This is a genomic window from Achromobacter sp., from assembly GCF_057314935.1.
This window is the reverse complement of sequence record NZ_DBHKZA010000021.1, coordinates 39201-60179: the sequence shown is the minus strand read 5'-3', so window position 1 is coordinate 60179 and position 20979 is coordinate 39201. Positions and strand designations below refer to the sequence as shown.

Sequence of the window (20979 nt, the reverse complement as noted above, 5' to 3'; positions counted from 1 at the left end):
GCGGCGTCGGGGTCGCAGGGGTAAGGGTGGGGCGCTGGGCCGGCGGGCAGAGCCCCGGGCAAGCACCGCTGATTGTAAACATGACAAGGATCATGCGGCGTCGCCACCCCAACTATTACGGCAGCGGCGGCAGGGATCTATAGGTCGCCGGCCTCGGGCTCGTCAAGCAGACGCGCCGCGGGCGACCGCGCAGCGGCACCGGCGCGGAAGTAGCCCATGACGGTCGCCACGCTGGCGTGGCCGGTCATGGCCATCGTGTCGCCCAACGGCACGTTGCGTCGGCCGGCCTCGGTGACAAAGCCCGAGCGCAGGCTGTGCGCCGAGAAGTCGCCTTCCAGGCCTGCCAGCCTGCAGCGTTCCTGCACGATATCCCGCACGGCGGCGGCGGCCAGGGGCTCGCCGATGACATCGCCTCGGCGAACGCGGCGAAAGATCGGGCCCTGGCGGATGCCGCTGGCGGCAAGCCATGCGTCCAACGCCTGCGCGGCGGAGCCCACGATGGGCTTCTGATCGTCCGCACGCTGTGCGCCCGATTGATTGGTCTTGGAATGCGCCAAGGTGTAGAGGAAGCCTTCGCTGGTACGCACCGTGTTCTCGATGGTCGCGCGTACCACTTCCGAACGGCGCCGGCCGCCGCTTGCCCACGCGAACAGCAGCAGGGCCCGGTCGCGCACGCCGCGCAGCGTGTCGTCGCACGTGTCCAGCATGGCCTGCAAGGGTTCACGGGTCAGCGCCTCTTTCTTGGCCGGCGTCATGCCGCGCCGGGCGTAGGCGCGGCGGGTCTTGGCCAGCAATTCCCGGACCGGAGCGGCGCGGCAAGGGTTGGGGTGGCCGAGCAGTTCATGCGCCTTGGAGAGCACGGACAGGCGTTGCAGCAAGGTGTTCAAGCTGGGCGCGCCCAATTTTCCTTTTGCCTTCAGGCGCACCAGTTCCTGGTCCAGCGCCAGCGGCAACTCCCATTTCAATCCGTGGTCGGTTGAGCGCTGGGCGTGGTCCACCACGAACTGGATGACGGCCGCCTCAGGCAAGGGCAGGGCGAAGGGTTGGCCGTAACGTAGCTCGAACCAGGCGGTCCAGTACCGGATGGCGGCGCGATAGCTGGCCGCGGTGTTGGCCGAGCTGCCCTCCCGCATCAGGCTGCGGACCGCGGCGTCGGCCTGGGTATCCAGCGCATGCGGGTCCAGCAACGGCAGCGAGGCAAGCAGGGTCAGCTGCATCGGGAAAGAGGTGGGGAGCGTGTCATCGGCGCCGTCATTTTAGGGCAAAGGGCCGGCGTCTGAACGGTGCCTCTGTTCCGCCTCGATCAACGCATCCAGGATCGGGCAGGAGGGATGCTGCGGGTCGGCATCGGCGTCCACCAAGCGGCGCAGGACGTGTTCCGGGCCTTGGCCGCCGCGCCACAGGGACAGCAATTGGGCAGTCTCGTTCATGCCGAAGCCCAGCACGTGTGTCCGCCTGACGAAGCGCAGCACGGCGATGTCGTCGTGCGTGTAGCGACACCGGGAGGTGCTCGCGCGAGCGGCGCCGGCAAGCAGGCCCCGCGCTTCGCAATGGCGTACCAGCCGTTGCGAAACGTCGGCGCGCGCCGACACGTCTTCGATATCCCATTGAGGTTCATTTACGTCGGGCGTTCGCCGGCGCCTCGGCGACGGCGCTTGCAGGGTGGGGGTGCGGTCGTTCATGTGGGCTCCTTGTCCGTAGAGATGAGCGGACAGCTTCCTGCCTTCCATCGGGTCAAGGTCAAGCGCGCGTCCGTTGCCTCGATACCCCGCTTTTTCGGGTTGCTTCTGATGGCTTTGTTATGTATTACATAAAACATATGTATGCTGTATGATATCTAACAGTTAATTAGAATAACTCACGATAAGGTTCCATTATCGGGAGTAATTAAACGTCTTCACCGCAGCAAATCACGGAGTAAGCGGAACATGGCCACAGGAATCACCGAAACCGACGTCTGGACCGCCGCCGATGCGCTGCTGCTGGAGGGCGCACGGCCCACCATCGAACGGGTGCGCCAGAAGATCGGCCGAGGGTCGCCCAACACGGTCAGCCCGCATCTGGAGACCTGGTTTCGGGCGTTGGGCGCGCGTATCAAGGATCCGGGCGCATTCGCCGCAGCGCCTGCCGTTCCGGACCCGATCGCGCAGGCGGCCGCCCATTTCTGGGAAACCGCGCTGGCCGAAGCCCGCGCCGAACAGGCCGAAACCTATCGGCGGCGATGGGCGGAGCTGGCGGAGGAAGGGGAGCGGCTGGCCGCCGATGCCGAGCAGCTGCAGCAACGCGAGATCCAACTGGCGAATCGCGAACTCGACTTGCAGGAGGGGCTGAAAGTCGCCACGGCCCAACTCGCGGCGACGGAAGACCGCTTGCAGGCGGCGGAGCGGCAGGTGCGCCAACGCGACGATCAGCTCAAGCAGAACCAGCAACAATTGGAAGACGCACGCAGCGCCGTGCAAACGCTGTTGACCGAGGCCGAAAAGATGCGCAGCCTGCACGCCCAAGCGCTGGAGGCGACGGAAACGCGCCATGCCGCGCATGAGCGGCGTTGGCTCAACGAGCTGGACGGCGAACGCAGCGCCGTGAAGAAGCTTCAGGCACGACTGGACGAGGCCCAGGTCGCCGGTCAGCGGCAGGCGGCCCAATTGCAAGCGGCCGTGGCCGAGGCGCAAGAGGGCAAGCGCGTGGCCGAGCAGGGTGCCCAGGCGTTGCGCAGCGAGGTCTCGGTCGTGCAGCAACGGCTGCTTGCCGCGGACCGGGCGGCCAGCGATGCGCTGGCGGCGGCGCGCCAACGCGAGGCGGCGTTGGCGTCGCGCCTGGATGCCGCGGACGCGCAATCGGCGTCGCTGCTGACGCAACTGAGTCAGAAGGACGGGCAACTGGCTGATCTGACCCGCCACCTGATGGCGTTGGCCAGCGAGAAAGCCGCCGCCCTTGCGTCCGAAGGGCCTGCCGTGGCGGCTGCCCCGGAGGATTCGCGATCAGACTAGGCGAAAGGGTTGCCGGCCGGCGAAGCGCCGGCAACGGGGTGCCACTGCGCACTGCGCTTTAACGCCCGGGGTAAACGCCCTGGAAAGGCGTATTGTCCGGCTCCCCGAAATTGTCCGCGTGATAGTTGGCCTGGTCTTTCATGGTGCTGTTAGCGCGCGGCGGGCTGGAGCTGTATGAGCTGGGCGCGGTGCAGCCGGCTAAGGCAAGGGCCAGCAATACGCCCGCTGTGGTCAATAGCTTCATGGCATACCTCCTTAAGAGATAGACGCCGTCCGAAAGGTGGCAACCGGAGAGTCCGGCGCCATCGCCATCCGAATCCGGCGGCATCGGCCAGCGGAGCAAGCGGCGTGCCCGGTCGGCATGACGGCAAGATACAAGTCCACGCGGATTTCGGATAAATTCCAGACAATCGCATCTACGCGCTTCCGTGGGCAGCCGCCCCTGGGCCGCGATGCGTCATTGCGCAAGGCGTCCGGCCTTGCCAGGAGCAGCGGGTGAATACACGTCCTACAGTCGATCTTGCCCGAGTCCTGCTTGTCATCGTGATCCTGTCAGCCTTGATGGTGGGCAGCCTTTACATCCTGCGGCCGTTCCTGCCCGGGTTGATCTGGGCGACGACGATCGTGGTGGCGACCTGGCCGGTGCTGCTGGCCATCCAGCAGCGTTTGGGCGGCCGCCGCTGGGCGGCGACGGCGATGATGCTGCTGATCCTGCTGTTCGTGATCGTGCTGCCGCTCTACCAGGTGATCTCCACCTTGGCCGAACATGGCGGGGCGATCACGGCGGCCGTCAAGAGCCTGCCCGAGTACGCGCTGCTGGCACCGCCGGGATGGGTACGCGCCATTCCGCTGGCGGGCCCGCGCATCGCGCAGGAATGGCAGACGCTGTCGGACGCCGGCGCGGGCGGACTGCTGGCCCGGCTGGAACCGTATCTGACCATTGCGGCGCACTGGCTGCTCAGCCACGCGGCGATCGTCGGCGTGTTCGTCATGCACATGCTGATCACCATCGTCATCGCGGGGATCCTGTATAGCCAGGGCGAGATGGCGTCGGACTTCGTCAAGCGCTTCGCGAACCGGCTGGCCGGCGCGCGCGGCGTGGCGGCAGTGCGCCTGGCGGGCGCCGCGGTCCGCGCGGTTGCCCTGGGCATCGTGGTGACGGCCGTGGTGCAGTCCGTGTTGGGTGGCGTCGGATTGTGGATCGCGGGCGTGCCGGCTGCCGGCATCCTGACTGCCTTGATGGTGATGCTGTGCCTGGCGCAGCTGGGGCCGTTCTTGCCGATGCTGGGCGGCGTGATCTGGCTGTTCCAGAACGATATGAAAGTGGCCGCCATCCTGTTGCTGGTCTGGGCGGTCCTGGTGGCCATGCTGGACAACCTGTTGCGTCCGATGCTGATCAAGCGCGGCGTGAATCTGTCATTGCTGCTGATTCTGTCCGGCGTGCTGGGCGGCATGTTCGCCTTCGGCATCGTTGGCCTGTTCATCGGTCCGGTGATCCTGGCGGTGACGTCGACCTTGGTGAAGGCCTGGATCGAAGAGGTGCCGCCGCCCGCCGAACCTCTGGAGATTCCGGATGCGGCGGGCGCCTCGCTGCCCGGAGCGCCTGCCGAAAAGGCGTAACATCTGCCTGACGCCGCGGGCCACCGCCCGCTTTTTTGCAACACCCCGGCAATACTTAATGACGATGCACCCGCTTGTGCTGGCTGACAGCACGCCCGAATCCCTTTCCACCCAGGCCACGCCCGCATCCAAGGCGGTGGCGCGATGAGCGAAAGCGTAAGGCTGGCCAAGCGCTTGGCCACGGAACAATCCTGCTCGCGCGGCGATGCCGAACGTTATATAGAAGGCGGCTGGGTTGCGGTGGACGGCAAAACGGTGGAAGAACCCGGATTCCGTGTCGCCCCCGGCCAGACGGTCAGCCTATTGCCTGGCGCGAAGCTGGAAGACATGCGGCCCGTGACCGTGCTGGTGCACAAGCCCGAGGGGCTGTACGCCGACAATGAACCGGGTTCGGCGCTGGACCTGATCGTGCCCAAGAACCTGATGCCGGGCGACCGTTCCGGCCAGCGCTACTTGAAGCGCATGTTCAACGGCCTGAAACTCGTCACGCCGCTGGAACGCGCGGCCAGCGGTCTTGTCGTCTACACGCAGGAATACGCGATCTCGCGCAAACTGGTGGAAGAGGGCAAGCTGGTGGAGCAGGAATACGTGGCGCAGGTCAGCGGCCAGCTCAGCGAGGGCGACCTGGCCCGGTTGCAACGCGGCCTGGCGTATGAAGGGCGCGCGGCTACCCCCATGAAGGTCAGCTGGCAGAACGAAACCCATCTGCGCTTTGCACTGAAGACGCCTTTGCCTGGCTTCATCGAATTCGTTTGCGATACCGCCGGCTTGCAGCTGCAAGCCTTGCGCCGCATCCGCATCGGCCGTTTGCCGATGGCGGGGCTGGCCGTGGGCCAATGGCGCTACCGCCTGGACTACGAACGGTTTTGACGACGCATCGATGCCACTGACGAAGACCATGAACCTGCCTGGCGAGCCTGCGCCGCACCAGAATCCGGGCCGCCGCGGCTTCCTGAAGCAGACCGGGGCGCTGTGCTTGACGGCACTGGCGCTGAGCGGCTGCGCAAGTCGGACCCCCAGCGGCCGGACATCGGGCGCCAGTCAGGCTACAGCGTCCAGCACGCCGCCGGCCGCGCACGGCAAGGGCGCGGCACCGGTTCCCGCATTGCGCCCCGGCGCGCGGGTCGCCATCGTGGCGCCGGCCTCCGCAGCGCCAGGCGCCAGCGACGATGCGGCGCAATGGCTGGAGGCTCGCGGCTTTACCGCCCAAGTCATGCCAGCCAGCCGCAGCCGCCTGGACACGCCGTATGACTACCTGGCCGGCAGCGATGCCGACCGGCTGGCGGATCTGCACGACGCTTTTGCCGCACCGGATGTCGGCGCGGTGTGGTGCCTGCAAGGAGGCTTCGGGTCGTGGCGCCTGCTGGACCAGCTGGATTACGCGCTGCTGCGCAAGCATGCCAAGCCTTTCATCGGCTACAGCGACATCACCGCGCTGCACCTGGCCTTGCAGCGTCATGCCGGTTTTGTCACGTTCCACGGGCCGATGCTGGGGCAGGATTTGCTGGCCGGCAAACGCGAGCCCACGGAATCCAGCCTGCTGGCGATGGTCACCGGTCAGATCGGCAACGGCGCATGGATCGCGCCCCCGCAGGACGCGTTGGCCACTGAACTGGTGCCGGGCGTGGCCAGCGGGCGGCTGATCGGCGGCAACCTGGCGCTGATCGCCGCGCTGACCGGCACGCGCAATGAAATCGATACGCGCGACGCGATCCTGTTCATCGAAGACGTCAACGAAGCCGTGCCGCGCGTCGACCGGCTGCTGGGCCAGTTGGCGGCCGCCGGCAAGTTCGATGGCGTAAAGGGCTTGCTGGTGGGCAATTTCACCCGTCTGGGCGTGCAGATGGATGACGCGCAGGCCCAAGGCCTGTTGTATCCGTTGATCCTGGACCAGTTCCGGTCGCGCGGGATTCCGATATTGGCGGGTTGGCCCAGCGGGCACGGCGACCCGAACCTGACGCTGCCGCTGGGCGCGCGGGTCACGCTGGACACGGGGCGGGGCGCGCTGCGGCTGGATCAAGCCGTGGTGGTTTAATTGCGTGGCTCTGCTCTATTAATAGCCCATAATTGGTATTAATGCTCTATTAATAGAGCATATCAGAAACACGTTGTGCCTCATTAATCATGCAATAGCGCGATTTCCGCACTATTATCAAGGCATGAAAAAGAAGATCGAACCCAGTTTCGATGCCGCCGATGCGCTCGCCCGGCTGGGGGCAAACCTGCGTACGGCGCGCCTGCGACGCGCCGAGTCGGAAAGCGCGCTGGCCGCCCGCCTGGGCGTATCGCGCGCGACCGTCGCCCGGCTGGAACGCGGCGACGGCGGGGTATCCCTGGCGCTGGCGGTGGAAGCGCTGCTGCAATACGGCTTTGGCGACCAGCTGTTCTCGCTTGCCGATCCCGACCAGGACGGCGTGGGCAAGCGATTGGACGCGTTGCGACGGCCCAGCCGGGGCGGCGGGGCGCTGTCCGCGCACCGCGTCGATCCCACCAAACTCTAGGCGGCGAGGCCGGGCATGGCGCGCACCCGCAAGCACAAGTCCGTGGAAAGCCAGCTTTTTGTCTATGTGGACATCCGCGGCGAAGCGGTCCTGGCCGGCCTGCTGACGCTGGACGACTCGGACGAAAACCACTTTTTCGCCGAATTCACCTATGTGCAGTCCTATGTGAATGATCCGCGCGCCTTCGCGCTGGACCCGCTGAATCTGCCCCTGATCGATGCCAGAACGGCCTTCCGCACGGAAAGCCGCTACGAGACGCTGGGCGCGATCTTCGACGCGGCGCCTGACGCCTGGGGCCGCAACGTGATGCGCGTGGACAAGGCCGGCGCCCGGGTGACGGAAGACGAAGTCCTGCTGCGCGGGCGCGGCATGGGCGTGGGGGCGCTGTTCTTCAGCGCCCGCCAGCTGACGCCCAATATGCGCAAGACCTATCGCTTGCCCGAGATCAGCCAGTTGGACTCGTTGGCGGGCTTGTTGACGGATATCGACCAAGGCGTGAAGCCGAAAGGCCTGTACCGCGACATCCTGGGCAGTTCGTGGGATATCGGCGGGGCGCGCCCCAAGACCATCGTGCGCGACGAGCAGGGGGAAATGTGGATCGCCAAGTTTCCGCGCCGGGGCGATTCCTATGACCGGCAACGCGTCGAGTTCGCCAATCTGGAGATGGCGCGCGCAATCGGGCTGACCGTGCCCGAGGTCCATCTGACGCAAACCCATCTGGGCGCCGTGCTGCTGACCCGCCGCTTCGACCGGGAGCGGCTGCCGGCCGAGCGCGGGGGGGAACCCGTGGTGGCCCGCCGGCATTTCCTGAGCGGCGCCTCGCTGATCAGCCCGTCGGCGCAGATCGGCAAGCGCGAACTGGACGGCGCGCGCGGCAAGGCCACGTATTCATACGCCCGCTTGGCGGACGTGGTGCGCCGCGTCTCGTCGAACCCGGTGCAGGACCTGAAGGAACTGTACGCCCGCATGATCCTGAACGTCGCCGTGCACAACACCGACGACCATCTGAAGAACGTCGGCTTCCTGAAGGACGAGGGCGCGGGGACGTACCGGCTCTCACCCTTGTTCGATGTGGTCACGCAGGAAGGGTCAGCCAAGCATTACCTGCACATCGGCGCGGCGGGGCGCGACAGCACGTTCGAGAACTGCCTGACCGAATACCGGCGCTTTGGCCTGCGTTCTGAAGCCGCGGCGCAATCCATCCTGGACCGGGTGCGGGAAGTCGTGGCCGAACGCGCCGGCTTCTACGGCCGCGCCGGCATGACCCGCGCGGAAATCACGCAGGTGGAAGCGACGTTGACGGCGTGGCGGCACGGTATATTGCCGGTATGAAAAAGCTGGATATTCCTGCCCTGGAAATCTTCGTCGCGGCCGTCGAAGAAAAGAGCCTGTCGAAAGCGGCCGAACGGGAAAACCTGGTGACATCCGCCGCCAGCAAACGGGTGGCGGAATTGGAGCGTCACCTGGACCGCACGCTATTGCATCGCCATGGTCGCGGGGTCGAGCCTACGCCCGCCGGCGCCTTGCTCTACCAGCGCGCCAAGGCCATTTTGCGCAGCGTGCAGCTGACCGAGCAGGCGATCAACGGTTATTCCGTCAATGGCCAGGCCAAGATCCGGCTGGCCAGCAACCCGTCGACCATCCTGCAATTCCTGCCGGGTGTGATGGGCAGGTTCCTGGCGGGCCGCAGCGACGTCAGCGTGGACCTGCTGGAAGGCCACAGCTACGACATTCCGCGTCTGGTCGCCGAAGCGTCGGTGGATATCGGCATCTACCACGCCGATCATCCCGTGCCGGGCGTCGCATCGTTCCCGTTCCGCCGCGATCGCGTGGGGCTGGTCGTGCCGGTCGGCCATCCCTTGGCAGACCGGACGGAACTATTCCTGGAAGACGCGCTGGACTATGACCTGCTGGGCTATTTTCCCCGGCATTCGCTGGACCAGTTCCTGGCGTATGCGGGGCAGACGCTGTCGCGGCCGCCCAACGTCAAGCTGCAGGTGTCCAACTTCGAGACGCGGTGCCGGATGATCCGCGAAGGCCTGGGCATTGGCGTGGTGCCGGAAGGCATCGCGCGCCACTATCTCGCGTCGATGGGCCTGGTGTTGCTGCGGCTGCGGGATGAATGGGCGGAACGCCAGTTCTATGTCTGCGTGCGCGATACGGCGCAACTGGCGCGCCCGGTCGATGAACTGCTGAAGGCGTTGACGGCACCCGACACGCCGGCGTCGTGACGGCGCGAGCGTGTCGAGGCGGCTAGCCGGCCAGGCGCGCTTCGGCCGCCTGGGCCAGCACCGGCCGCAGATAGGCAAGGAAGCGGTCGGGATCTTCGCTCATGGGAAAGTGGCCCATGCCTTGCATGATCTGCCAATGCGCGCCGGCGATCCGCCCGGCCAGGAACTCGGTGTCTTGCGGCGTGCACGAATAGTCGTATTCGCCGGTCAGCAGCCACAAGGGGCAACGGCGCGTATCGATTTGGGCCACGCGGTCCCGGATATCGCCATCGGCCGTATAGAAATGCAGGTCGCCCTTGAACACGCCTGGGCCGCTTTGCATGTAGTGCCACAGCGTTTCCCACCGATGTTCATCGGGGCTGCCGGGGCCCACCAGGCCGGACACGATGCCGGCGCAGACTTCGCCGCCGTGCACGTCGGGCCGGTTCAGCCATTCCAGGTCGTAATAGGGATCCACGTGGGCGCCCGACTGCAGTCCGATGGCGCCGCCGAAGCGGTGCGCGTGTTCCAGCGCAAGATGCAGCACGATGCGTCCACCGATCGAGCACCCCATCACCAGCGGCTGGTCCAGCGCCAGCGCGTCGGCCACGGCGATGATCGCTTGCGCATAATCCTCGGACGTCAGCCGGTAGGTTTCCTGCTGCCAGCCTTCGGGCGGTGACGATTTGCCGTGCCAGGGCAGGTCGAATGCGATCACCCGGAAGGACTCGAGGATCCGCGGGTCGTTCATCACGGCCCGGTACTGCCGGGTATCGGCGCCGGCGGTGTGCAGGCACAGCAGCGGGATGCCGCTGCCGGCCTCCTCGACATAGACGCGGTGCGCGCGGCCGCCCAACGTCAACTGCAGGTAGCGCCCGATGATGGGTTCGAAGACGGCGGTTTGCGGATTCACGAGGACGCTCCTTCGGCGCGCGGGCAGGCCAGCACGTCCTTGAAATACAGCAGGTTGGACATCAGGGGATACAGGTCGCCTTCGGCGCGCAGGCGTCGGAATTTCACCAGCGCCATCAGATCGTGGAACCCTGGCGGGGGCAGGGGACGCCAGAACTGCGCCCAATCTTCGGCCGAGGCGCGCAAGGCGAATTGCCAGCGCGGCATCACGAAAGGGCCTTTCCGCACGGACTGGATCCGGCCCGCAGCCACCGTGACCAGGTAGGCGTCGGCGCCGCGCTCCAGCAGGAACACCGTGTTCAGATGGCGGCCCCGCCAGACCAGGCGCTCTTGACGGTTCACGGCGTCGGCCAGCCGGTTCAGGATGAAATCGTCTTCTTGCATCGGGTTTTCCTCGTCACAAAGGGGGCATATCCAGCCGGTAGATGCCTGCCTCGCCATCGGCGGGCGGATACTGCCGGGCGACGGCCGGATCGTGGCCCGGCACGATATGCGCGTCGGATTCCACCAGCGCGCGAATGCGCCGATAGCCTTCCAGCATGTCGCCCAGGTGAAAGATAGCGGGAAACGGGTTGTCGTCGGTGAGGTTGCGGGCATAGTGCAGGGCGTCCGAGGCCAGCACGATCCAGCCGCGCGCGGTATGCACCCGCACCACCTGCAGGCCCTGTGTATGGCCGCCTATGTGATGCAGTTCCAGCCCGGGCGCGAGCTCGGCGTCGCCGTCGTGGAAACGGACGCGGCCCGCGTAGACCTGCCGCAGCACCGACTGCACGTCGTCCACCGAAAAGAAATGCCGCATGGCCGCAAAGCACATGTAGCGGCCGGTGGCGTACTGCATTTCGGTGTCTTGAAGATGGACCTGCGCCCGCGGATAGGCCTCGACGTTGCCGGCATGGTCATAATGCAGATGCGTCAGGATCACGTGGTCGATATCGGCCGGCGCCAGGCCCAGCCGGGCCAGCGCGGCCTCGGGATGCAGCGTGAAGGCCCGGTCGCGGGCGCGCGCCGAGCACGCGCTGAAACCGGTGTCGACCAGTACATTGCCGGCAGGGCCCCGCAGCAGCCAGCAGTAGAAATCCAGCGGCATGGGGCCGTCGTGCACGTCGGCGCGGGACAGGAAGTTATCGACGGCGCGCCGGGTCACGCTGGCGTAGCGGATGGCGTACGCCTCGTAGACCGGCAGCGCGGCGCCGTCTGCGGACGCGGTGGTCATTGCTTGACCAGCTTGCATTGGCTTTCGGCCAAGGGCATGAAGGCCTGGTCGCCCGGCACCGTCTTGACGATCTTGTAATAGTCCCACGCCGCCTGGGAATCCTTGGGCGCCTTCACCTCGACTACATAGGTGTCGTGGATCAGCTTGCCGTCTTCGCGCAGGCGCGCGTTGCGCGCAAAGGCGTCATGGATCGGCATGCTGCGCAGCGTCTTCATCACGGTATCCACATTGTCCGTCCCCGACTTTTCCACGGCCCGCAGGTAGTTCAGTACGGCGGAGTACTGGCCGGCCTGCAGGGCGGTGGGCATCTTGTTGGCGGCTTTGAAGAAGCGCTGCGAGAAGGCGCGCGTCTCGTCGTCCATGTTCCAGTAGAAGGTTTCGGCGAACGTCATGCCCTGGGCGGCCTCCAGGCCCACGCCGTGCACGTCCGTGATGCTCATCAGCATGGCGACCAGCTTCTGGCGGTCGGCCAGGCCGAACTCGCGCGCCTGCTTGATCTCGTTCTGCAAGTCGGCGCCCGCGCTGGCGAAGCCCACCGCATCCGCTTTGCTGGCTTGCGCCGACAGCAGGAAGGACGCGAAGTCCGTTCCCGGGAAGGGATAGCGGACCGAGCCGGCCACCGTGCCGCCGCCTTCCTTCACGAAACGCATGCCGTCGCTTTCCAGCGAATGGCCGAACGCATAGTCGGCCGTGACGAAATACCACTTCTTCGCGCCGGCTTCGACGAGCGGCAGCGTGCCCACCTTGGCCAGCGCATACGTGTCATAGACCCACTGGACGTTGTTGGGCGAGCAGTCTTCACCCGTGATGCGGGTGGCGCCGGCTCCGGTCACCATCGTCATTCGGCCCTTCTCGCGGGCGATGTTCATCACGGCCAGGGCGACGGCGCTGTTGCCCAGCTCGGTCACCACGTCGACCTTTTCGCGGTCCATCCATTCCCGGGCCCGGCCGGCGGCCACGTCGGTCTTGTTCAGATGGTCGGCCGACAGCATCTCGATCGGCTTGCCCAGTACCTGGCCGCCGAAATCTTCGATGGCCAGTTTGGTGGCCAGCACCGAACCCGGCCCCACGTTGCCGGAATAGGCGCCCGACATGTCCGTGAGCACACCGATGCGCACGACGCCGTCCGAAATGCCTGCCGGCACCTGGGCTTGCGCGGGCGCCTGCGCCAGTCCGGCGCCCGCAGCCAGGACGAGCAGGGTGGTGATCTTCTTATTCATGGTCTTCTCCTTTGGATGGGGTGGCTACATCTGGCTGACGTACTTGACCTGCATGAACTCCTGCAGGCCTTCGACGCCGCCTTCCTTGCCCAGTCCGCTGTCCTTGAAACCGCCGAAGGGGGTCTCGGGCAGGGAAGCCTGGCAGTGGTTGATGCAGACGACGCCGCTTTCGATGCGTTCGGACGCCAGCCGCGCCGTCGCGGCGTCTCGCGTGAACACATACGAGGCCAGGCCGAACGGCAGGCGGTTGGCCAGCGCCAGCGCTTCGTCCGTCTCTTTGAACGGCTGGACCAGCGCCAATGGGCCGAACGGTTCGGTGTTGGCGGCCAGGCAGTCGGGGCCGGCGTCGCGCAGCACGGTCGGCGCCCAGAACCAGCCCGCCAGGTCCAGACGGGTGCCGCCGGCGGCAAGCTGCGCGCCATGCTTGACCGCGTCGGCCACCATGGTTTCCATGGCGGCCAGGCGCCGGGGGTTCGCCAAAGGCCCCATCTGCACGCCGGCCTCCAGCCCGTTGCCGACGCGCCAGCCGCGGGCCCGTTCGGCCAGGCGGTGCACGAACCGTTCGTAGACGCCTTGCTGCACGAACATGCGGGTGGGCGACGTGCAGATCTGGCCAGAATTGCGCAACTTGGCGGCCAGCAAGGCGTCGGCGGCAGCTTCCGGATCGGCGTCGTCAAACACCAGCACCGGCGCGTGTCCGCCCAGCTCCAGCGTGGCCCGCTTCAAGCCCGCGGCGGCCATCACCGCCAGTTCGCGGCCGATGGACGTCGACCCGGTGAAGGTCACCATGCGGATCACGGGCGAAGCGATCAGCCGCTTGGAGATCTCGCCGGGGTCGCCAAACAGCATGTTCAACACGCCGGCGGGCAGGCCGGCATCGGCCAGCGCGCGGCCGATCTCCAGCGCGATCGCAGGTGTTTCCTCGGACGGCTTGATCACGATGGAGCAGCCGGCCGCCAATGCGCCCGCGATCTTGCGCGATGGCGTGATGGCCGGCGCATTCCAGCCCGAGAAGGCGGCGACCGGGCCAACCGGCTCCGGGACAGCCATCTGGCGGATGCCGCTGACACGCCCGGGGATCAGCCGGCCATACGTGCGCCGGGCTTCTTCGGCCGCCCATTCGAACATTTCAGCCGCGGTCGCCACTTCCTTTTCGGTTTCGGCCAGCGGCTTGCCAAGCTCCCGCGTGATCAGCCACGCCAGCAGCGGCGTACGTTCCCGCATCAGGCTGGCAGCGCGGCGCAGGATGGCGGCGCGTTCCAGCGCCGGCGTATCGCGCCAGCCGGGAAAGCTGCGGCGGGCAGCCTCCAGCGCCTCGTCGATGTCTTCGGGCGTCGCGACCGGCACGCGCCCCAGCACGGCCAGGGTGGCGGGGTCGATCACGTCCAGGCCCGGGCGGTTGCCGGCGGGCACGGCGCGGCCGCCGATCAGCAGGTTCAGTTCGGGATAGTCCATTTAGTCCGCCTTTGCGATGTGGCTGGTCTGCATGACTTGCGCCCAGCGGTCGGTTTGCGTGCTGATGTGCCGCGCGAAGTCTTCAGGACTGCCCGTCATGGGGTATTGGCCCAGTTTCAGCAACGCGTCGCGCGCGGCTTCCGTGCCCATTACCTTGTTGATGGCGGCATTCAGGCGCTGCGTCACGGCGGGCGGCACGCCGGCGGGCGCCAGCACGCCGTTCCAAGGCTCGGCGGTGAATCCGGGGATGCCGGCCGATTCCGCCACCGTCGGCACTCCCGGCGCCACGGACGACGGCTGGGCGGCCGCGATGCCCAGCGCGCGCATCTTGCCCGCCTGCACCTGCGGCATGGCGGCGATTGCGCTCAGGAATGCCATATCCACCCGGCCGGCCACCAGGTCGGCGATGGCTGCCGAATCGCCCTTGTACGGGATGTGGGTGATGTCCACCTGGGAGGCGCTCTTGAACCATTCGCCGGCCAGGTGGTTGACGGCGCCGCTGCCGGCGGACGCGAAGGTCAATGCGCCGGGCTTCTGGCGCGCGCCGGCGATCAGCTCCTGGACGGTCTTGAACGGCGAATCGGCCGGCACGACCAGCAGGTACGGGTAGCTGGCCACCAGCCCGACGGGCTGGAAGTCCTTGAGCACCTGATAGTCGACCTTCTGTTTGTAGACGGGTTCGATGGACAGCGTGCCGCTGCTGCCGAGCATCAGCGTGTAGCCGTCGGCGGCGGCGCGCTTGACGGCTTGCACCGCCACGACGCCGTTGGCGCCCGGGCGGTTTTCCACCACGATGGTCTGGCCGAGTTCGGTTTCCAGCCCGCGGGCCAGATAGCGTCCGACGGCGTCGGTCGGGCCGCCGGCGGTGAACCCGATCACCAGCGTGATCGGCTTGACGGGGTAATCCGCGGCGGTGGCATTCAAGCTGAAGGCGGCGGCGAGCACGGGCAGCGCCCACCTGGAGAGCATGGAGGTCATGGTTGTCTCGAATAGGGAAAGGTGCGGCGCTGGAAGCGCCGCCGGCAGGAGGACAGGATTCAGGCGTAGCCGCGTTCGATCAGCTTGACCATCACCGGGTAGTACTCCTTGACGTAGCCCGCGGCGCGCGTGCGCTCCAGCAGGTCGTGCGTCAGCTTGGCGGCGCGGGCGTCGACATCGCCCTGGTTCGCCAGTTCAAGCGCCAGCAGGATGTCCTTGATCGCGTACTCGGTGGGAAAGGTCTTTTCCGGGAACGATTCCGCGGCAAGCGCCTTTTGGCCCGGATTGCGCAGCACGAAGCTGTCGGCCGATCCCTTGCTTAGCGCATCCAGCAGCAGCGTGCCGTCCACGCCCGCGCTGCGGCCGATCGTGATGGCTTCGGCCAGCGCATGCACCGTCATGAACACCACCATGTTGTTCATGATCTTCACGACCTGGCCATTGCCGACGCCGCCGCACAGCAGCACGTCCGTGCCCATGCACGACAGGTAGGGCAGGACCGTCTCGTAGTCCTCGCGGGTGGCGCCTACCGTGATCATCAGCGTGCCCAGCCGGGCGGCTTCGCGCATGCGCGCCACCGGCGCGTCGATCAGCAGGATGCCGTGGCCGCGCAGCACTTCGGCCAGGCGGCGGGTGCGGCCGACGTCGCTGGTGCTCATGTCGACCACGATGCGCACGCGGCCGGCAGCCTCCACCAGGCCGCCCGGTCCGGTGCACACCTGTTCGACCTGCACGATGCTGGGTAGCGACAGGAACACGATTTCGGCGGTCTGCGCCACTTCGATGATCGACGCGCAGGCGTGGCCGCCCAATACGCCGATGCGGGCCACCGGCTCGGGACTGATATCGGCCACATACACCGGGTGCCCGGATTTGCGGACCAGATTGGCGCACATGGGTTCGCCCATCACGCCCAGACCGATGAAACCCAGCGGGGTCTTTGTCTCACTCATTACTTCCTCCTTGGAATGGCGACTGTTTTTCTTGCTATTGCCATGCAGCTTACGGAAGGCCCCCGCCGGGCGGTATGAAAAATTGGCAAAGCAACTATCTCCAAATCCGTCCCCCCTGGAACAAGAACGCTCGTTTTCCTTTTTATCAATCCTGGCCGGGGGCAGGCCGCCTAGAGTGGACGGCAGATATCAGCGACGCGGCCGCCGCGCCGCAATAACAAGAGGAGAGACAAGCATGCTGCTGGAGACGATCGCCGCGTATGGCGCGCAGGACACGCTGGCCCGGCTGCCGGACGAGGTCATCCACCACGCCAAGCGCGCGTTCCTGGATTGGCTGTCGGCGCTGTATCCCGGCACGCGCACGGCGCCTTGCCTGCAACTGCTGGGCGCGCACGGCGCCGAACTGGGCTCTGGCGCTTCCAGCTTGCCCGGCTGCGCCACGACCGCCTTCGCCGCCACGGCGGCGTGGATCAACGGCAGCGTGTCGCATGCCGTGGAATTCGACGACATCTTCCGCGACGCGATCTATCACCCCGGCTGCCCGACCATCGCCGCCGCCCTGGCGCTGGCCGAAGAGGGCGACGCCAGCGGCCAGGCCTTGCTGAACGCCATCGTGGTGGGTTACGAGATCTCGACCCGCATCGGCGCCGCGGTGCAACCCTCCCATTACCGCTACTTCCATACCACCGGCACCGTGGGCTGCTTCGGCAGCGCTGCCGCAGCGGCGGCCTTGTGCGCCCCGGGCGACGCGCAGACGATGCTGCATGCGCTGGCCACCGCCGGCACCCTGGCCAGCGGCCTGCAGCAGGCCTTCCGGTCCGACGCGATGAGCAAGGCCTTGCACGCCGGCCATGCCGCCGAAGTCGGCGTGCGGGCCGGGCAGGGCGCCGCGCACGGCATTACCGGCGTGCCCGACATCCTGGAAGGCAAGGTCGGCTTCGGCGCGGCCTTGGCGCAGGATCCGGACTGGGCCGTGGCCGTAGACGACCTGGGCCAGCGCTACAACATCCTGTCCATCACCCAGAAAAATCACGGCTGCTGCGGCCATACCTTCGCCGCCATCGACGCCGCGCTGGCGCTGCGCCAGCAAGGGCTGCGTGCGGACGACGTCGCCGCGCTGCGGGTGGACGCCTATCAGACGGCCCTGGACGTGACGGGCAACTTTTCGCCCGCCACCGCTTTCGAGGCCAAGTTCAGCCTGCCGTACGTGGTGGCGCACGCACTTGTCCATGGTTCGGTCCGCCTGGACGCCTTCGGCCCCGGCCGGCTGCGCGACCCGCAGGTGCGCCAGTTGATGCAACGGCTTGAGCTGCGGGCAGATCCCACCTTCACCGCGGGCTTTCCCCGCATGCGCGCCGCGCGGCTGACGGTCACGACCACCGACGGCCAAGTGCTTGAACACCATTCCCCGTTCCGCAAGGGCGACCCCGAGTCGCCGCTATCGGATGCGGACCTGGCCGACAAGTTCGACGAGCTGGCGGGGCCCGTCCTGGGCCGCGAACGCGCCCGCGCATTGCGCGAGGACGTCTGGCGCCTGGACACGATGCCGGTGCGCGCGCTGCGCCTGGCCGCCGACATGCCCCGACTTTGATCCCCCATCCCATCCGGAACCCATGACATCCGCCGCATCCATGTCCTCTTTTTCTTCCTCGTCTTCGTTCGCCGACGCATTGCTGTCCCCCCGCTCGGTCGCCCTGGTGGGCGCCTCGGGCGACGTACGCAAGAACACCGCGCGTCCTTTGCGGTTCATGCGCAAGCATGGCTACAGCGGGACCGTCTATCCCATCAATGCCGCCCGAGCCGAGATCCTGGGCGAACGGGCGTATCCGTCGCTGCGGGACCTGCCCGGGCCCGTCGACCACGTTTTCGTGATGATTCCCGGCAACGAAGTGGCCGCGCTACTGCCCGCTTGTGCCGAGGCCGGCGCCCGGGTCGTGACCGTCTATTCCGACGGGTTCGGTGAAACCGGGCCGGACGGCCAGGCGCGCCAGGCCGCCCTGGTGGCGCAGGCGCGCGGGTTGGGCCTGCGCCTGCTGGGGCCGAACAGCATCGGCCTGGCCGACCTGCACACCGGCGGCATCCTGTCCGTGAACGCCGCCTTCGAGGCCGACACCTTGCTGCCGGGCGACATCAGCATGGTGTCGCAAAGCGGATCGATGATGGGATCCTTGCTGTCGCGCGCCGCGGCGCGCGGGTTCGGTTTCGCCAAGTCGGTATCGGTGGGCAACGAAAGCGATATTTCCGTGGGCGAAGTGGTCGAGGCGCTGGTCGACGACCCGCACACCAAAGTCATCCTGCTGTTCCTGGAGACCTTGCGTGACGCGCCGACGCTGGCCCGGGCGCTGACGCGCGCCCGGGTCCAGGGCAAGCCAGTCGTCGCCTACAAGCTGGGCCGTTCCGAGCAAGGCGACGCGCTGGCGCAGTCGCATACGGGCGCCATGGCCGGCAACGACGTGGCGGTCGACGCCTTCCTGAGCGCGCATGGAGTCATGCGGGTCAGGCATCTGGAAACCTTGTTCGAGATTGCGCCGCTGGCGTCACGCTATCGCCGGCCATGCCGCGCTTCGACCCGCGTGCCGGATGGGCCGGCCGCCCGGGTGGCGGTGATCACCACCACCGGCGGCGGCGCCGCCACCGTGGTCGACAACCTGGGGCTGCATGGCCTGGCCGCCGTGGCGCCGCCCGCTGAGTTCGTCCGGATGATCGCGCAATCCGGCCTGAACATCCGCGAAACCCCCGTCATCGACCTGACCCTGGCGGCCAGCAGCGCGCAATACAAGATGCTGCTTGAACACCTGCTGCGCGCCGATTGGTGCGATGCCGTCCTGAGCGTGGTGGGGTCTTCGGCGCAGTTCCATCCCGGCCTGGCGGTCAAGCCGCTGCTGGAGGCCGACAAGCCGGACGGCAAACCCCTGGCGGTCTTCCTGGCGCCCGAGGCCCCGGAATCGCTGGCCTTGCTGCGCGCGGGCGGGATTGCCGCCTTTCGCACGCCGGAGGCCTGCGCCGATGCGCTGTCCGTGTTCTTCACCGACGCCGGCCAGCCGCCTGAGGCGGGCTCGCCCGTGGCATGGCCTGACGGCCTGCCGCGACGGGGCATGCTCAGTGAATACGCGTCCGGAACGCTGTTCCGCAGCCTGGGCGTACCGGTGGCAACCGGCCAATTGCTGGCGCCGGACGCGCTGCATCACACCGTGCCGTATCCGCTGGTGGCCAAGGTCTGCTCGCCGGACCTGGCCCACAAAACCGAATTGGGCGCGGTCCGTGTCGGCGTCGCGGACGGACAGGCGCTGGCGCTTGCCGCGGACCAGATGCTGGATGCGGTGCGCCGCCGGGCGCCGCAGGCGCAAATCGACGGCATCCTGGTCCAACCTATGGAAAGCCGGCTGATCGAGCTGATCCTGGGCTATCGGCACGACCCGCTGGTGGGCCCCACCGTGTTGCTGGGCGCAGGCGGCATCGCCGCCGAGCTGTCGCCGGACTTCGCGCTGCGCCTGGCGCCGGTGTCCCTGGAGGAAGCCCGCCGGATGATCGTCCAAGTGCGCCAGACCCGGCTGATCCGGGGGTTCCGTGGCTTGCCCGAAGGCGATTGCGAGGGCTTGGCCCGCACCATCGCGGCGTTCTCGACGCTGGCCTGCCTGGCGGGTGTGCAGGTGGAGGAAGCCGAAATCAACCCCTTGTTCGTCCGCGCCGACGGCGTGGTCGCCGTCGACGGCCTGGTCCGCCTGGCCTGACCCCTACCCATTTTTCCACTCTTGCATCGGGAACTACCTAGATGGACTTCAAGCTGACACCGGAACAACAGGATTTCCAAACCGCGGTGCGGCGTTTCGCCGACCGCGAACTGCGCGACGGCGCCGTCGAACGCGCCCATTCCGACGACTACCCCTGGGACGTCGCCCGCAGCATGGCCGGACAGGGCCTGCTGGGCATCACCGTGGCTGAACAGGACGGCGGCGTTGGCGGTTCGCTGATGGACGCCGTCATCGCCATCGAGACCGTGGCATCCGTCTGCCCCCGTAGCGCCGACGTGGTGCAGGCGGGCAACTTCGGCGCCATCCGCGTGCTGGCCGAATACGGCAGCGCGCGGCAAAAGCAGAAGTACCTGACCGCATTGCTCGCCGGCGAAGGCCTGATTTCGGTTGGCATGACCGAGCCCGATGCCGGCTCGGCGGTGACTGAACTGAAAACCAGCGCCACCCGGGCCGATGGCGGCTGGCGCATCAACGGCACCAAGATCTTCACGACCCACGGCCCGCACGCCAGCGTGATCCTGACCTATGTGCGCTTCGGTCCGGGAACGGGCGGCATCGGGTCGGTGCTGATCGACACCAAGGCCGACGGCGTGAAACTGGGCAAACGGTCCGCGTTCATGTCCGGCGAGGAATGGGTCGAGATCTTCTTCGACAACGTGTTCGTGGCCGACGACATGGTCGTCCTGGGCGAGGGCGGCTTCAAGAAGCAGATTGCCGGTTTCAACGTGGAACGCATCGGGAACACGGCGCGGTCGCTCGCACTGGGCCGCTATGCCTACGAAGAAGCGCGCAACTGGGCGATGCAGCGCAAGCAGTTCGGCCGGCTGTTGTGTGAATTCCAGGGGCTGCAATGGAAATTCGCGGATATGCGGATCAAGCTGGATGCCGCCCAGTTGCTGCTGTACCGGGCGGCGATCGGCGCGGACACCGGATTCCCGTCGGCGACCGACACGGCGATAGCCAAGGCCTACTGCAATCAGGTGGGTTTCGACGTGGCCAATGACGCCTTGCAGGTGCTGGGAGGGCTGGGCTACAGCCGGGAATCGCTGGTCGAGTACTGCGTGCGCCGGTGCCGCGGGTGGATGATCGCGGGGGGATCCATCGAGATCCTGAAGAACCGCATCGCCGAAGGCATCTTCGAACGCAGCTTTTCGCAGCGTCCGCCGCGCTGAAGG

General features: G+C 67.1%; 20 protein-coding genes. 10 read left to right on the top strand and 10 right to left on the bottom strand.

The features are described 5' to 3' along the window. Nucleotides 1-137 precede the first annotated feature (137 nt). A complete protein-coding gene (locus ACO6D5_RS10390) occupies nt 138-1217 on the bottom strand; it encodes a site-specific integrase (protein ID WP_485825326.1) in 1080 nt (359 codons plus the stop codon). Between the two features lie 39 nt (nt 1218-1256). Next, nucleotides 1257-1682 (bottom strand): MerR family transcriptional regulator, encoded by a 426-nt coding sequence (locus tag ACO6D5_RS10385; protein ID WP_485825325.1) that lies wholly within the window; start codon nt 1680-1682, stop codon nt 1257-1259. A gap of 246 nt (nt 1683-1928) precedes the next feature. Here ACO6D5_RS10385 and ACO6D5_RS10380 point away from each other — a divergent pair, with 246 nt between their 5' ends. Beyond that, nucleotides 1929-2990 (top strand): DNA-binding protein, encoded by a 1062-nt coding sequence (locus tag ACO6D5_RS10380; RefSeq protein ID WP_485825324.1) that lies wholly within the window; start codon nt 1929-1931, stop codon nt 2988-2990. Nucleotides 2991-3048: 58 nt separating this feature from the next. Here the strand turns inward: ACO6D5_RS10380 and ACO6D5_RS10375 are convergent, their stop codons facing one another. After that, a complete protein-coding gene (locus ACO6D5_RS10375; RefSeq protein ID WP_315845461.1) occupies nt 3049-3234 on the bottom strand; it encodes a hypothetical protein in 186 nt (61 codons plus the stop codon). A 251-nt stretch (nt 3235-3485) separates the two neighbouring features. Between ACO6D5_RS10375 and ydiK the strand changes: the two genes are divergently transcribed. From ydiK to ACO6D5_RS10345, 6 genes are all read left to right on the top strand, one after another. Further along, a complete protein-coding gene (gene ydiK, locus ACO6D5_RS10370) occupies nt 3486-4610 on the top strand; it encodes an AI-2E family transporter YdiK (RefSeq protein WP_485825323.1) in 1125 nt (374 codons plus the stop codon). 144 nt (nt 4611-4754) lie between these two features. Beyond that, entirely contained in the window at nt 4755-5480 is a 726-nt protein-coding gene (locus ACO6D5_RS10365) for an RNA pseudouridine synthase (RefSeq protein WP_315845463.1), read from the top strand. A gap of 10 nt (nt 5481-5490) precedes the next feature. Then, complete coding sequence (locus tag ACO6D5_RS10360; RefSeq protein ID WP_315845464.1) at nt 5491-6645, top strand: LD-carboxypeptidase; 1155 nt, start codon at nt 5491-5493, stop codon at nt 6643-6645. A 124-nt stretch (nt 6646-6769) separates the two neighbouring features. Next, nucleotides 6770-7111 carry a helix-turn-helix transcriptional regulator gene (locus ACO6D5_RS10355; protein ID WP_315845465.1) on the top strand — a complete coding sequence of 114 codons (342 nt, stop codon included), beginning with the start codon at nt 6770-6772 and terminating at the stop codon, nt 7109-7111. Nucleotides 7112-7126: 15 nt separating this feature from the next. After that, nucleotides 7127-8443 carry a type II toxin-antitoxin system HipA family toxin gene (locus tag ACO6D5_RS10350; protein ID WP_485825322.1) on the top strand — a complete coding sequence of 439 codons (1317 nt, stop codon included), beginning with the start codon at nt 7127-7129 and terminating at the stop codon, nt 8441-8443. After that, nucleotides 8440-9342, top strand: a complete 903-nt coding sequence (locus tag ACO6D5_RS10345; protein WP_485825321.1) for a LysR family transcriptional regulator — start codon at nt 8440-8442, stop codon at nt 9340-9342. The genes ACO6D5_RS10350 and ACO6D5_RS10345 overlap by 4 nt, the downstream gene beginning before the upstream one ends. A 22-nt stretch (nt 9343-9364) precedes the next feature. On the opposite strand, the gene ACO6D5_RS10340 is transcribed toward ACO6D5_RS10345, so the two are convergent. Genes ACO6D5_RS10340 through ACO6D5_RS10310 form a run of 7 tightly spaced genes read right to left on the bottom strand, consistent with a single transcriptional unit; the run spans nt 9365 to nt 16052 of the window. Further along, entirely contained in the window at nt 9365-10234 is an 870-nt protein-coding gene (locus tag ACO6D5_RS10340; RefSeq protein WP_485825320.1) for an alpha/beta fold hydrolase, read from the bottom strand. Next, nucleotides 10231-10617 (bottom strand): hypothetical protein, encoded by a 387-nt coding sequence (locus ACO6D5_RS10335; RefSeq protein ID WP_485825319.1) that lies wholly within the window; start codon nt 10615-10617, stop codon nt 10231-10233. Before ACO6D5_RS10335 ends, ACO6D5_RS10340 begins: the two co-directional genes overlap by 4 nt. A gap of 13 nt (nt 10618-10630) precedes the next feature. Then, on the bottom strand, nt 10631-11446 hold the full coding sequence (locus tag ACO6D5_RS10330) for an N-acyl homoserine lactonase family protein (RefSeq protein ID WP_485825318.1): 816 nt from the start codon (nt 11444-11446) through the stop codon (nt 10631-10633). Further along, nucleotides 11443-12666: an ABC transporter substrate-binding protein gene (locus tag ACO6D5_RS10325; protein WP_485825317.1), complete on the bottom strand. Its 1224-nt coding sequence runs from the start codon at nt 12664-12666 to the stop codon at nt 11443-11445. Before ACO6D5_RS10325 ends, ACO6D5_RS10330 begins: the two co-directional genes overlap by 4 nt. 24 nt (nt 12667-12690) lie before the next feature. Continuing rightward, nucleotides 12691-14121 (bottom strand): NAD-dependent succinate-semialdehyde dehydrogenase, encoded by a 1431-nt coding sequence (locus ACO6D5_RS10320; RefSeq protein ID WP_485825316.1) that lies wholly within the window; start codon nt 14119-14121, stop codon nt 12691-12693. Next, complete coding sequence (locus tag ACO6D5_RS10315; RefSeq protein WP_485825315.1) at nt 14122-15099, bottom strand: Bug family tripartite tricarboxylate transporter substrate binding protein; 978 nt, start codon at nt 15097-15099, stop codon at nt 14122-14124. 59 nt (nt 15100-15158) lie between these two features. After that, a complete protein-coding gene (locus tag ACO6D5_RS10310; RefSeq protein WP_485825314.1) occupies nt 15159-16052 on the bottom strand; it encodes an NAD(P)-dependent oxidoreductase in 894 nt (297 codons plus the stop codon). A 235-nt stretch (nt 16053-16287) separates the two neighbouring features. Between ACO6D5_RS10310 and ACO6D5_RS10305 the strand changes: the two genes are divergently transcribed. The 3 genes from ACO6D5_RS10305 to ACO6D5_RS10295 are packed head-to-tail and all read left to right on the top strand — an operon-like array spanning nt 16288 to nt 20976. Then, complete coding sequence (locus ACO6D5_RS10305; RefSeq protein ID WP_485825313.1) at nt 16288-17643, top strand: MmgE/PrpD family protein; 1356 nt, start codon at nt 16288-16290, stop codon at nt 17641-17643. Nucleotides 17644-17683: 40 nt separating this feature from the next. Continuing rightward, the gene (locus tag ACO6D5_RS10300) at nt 17684-19783 is read left to right on the top strand and encodes an acetate--CoA ligase family protein (protein ID WP_485825312.1); all 2100 of its coding nucleotides are present in this window, start codon (nt 17684-17686) and stop codon (nt 19781-19783) included. Between the two features lie 41 nt (nt 19784-19824). Further along, entirely contained in the window at nt 19825-20976 is a 1152-nt protein-coding gene (locus ACO6D5_RS10295) for an acyl-CoA dehydrogenase family protein (protein ID WP_485825311.1), read from the top strand. Nucleotides 20977-20979: the final 3 nt, after the last annotated feature.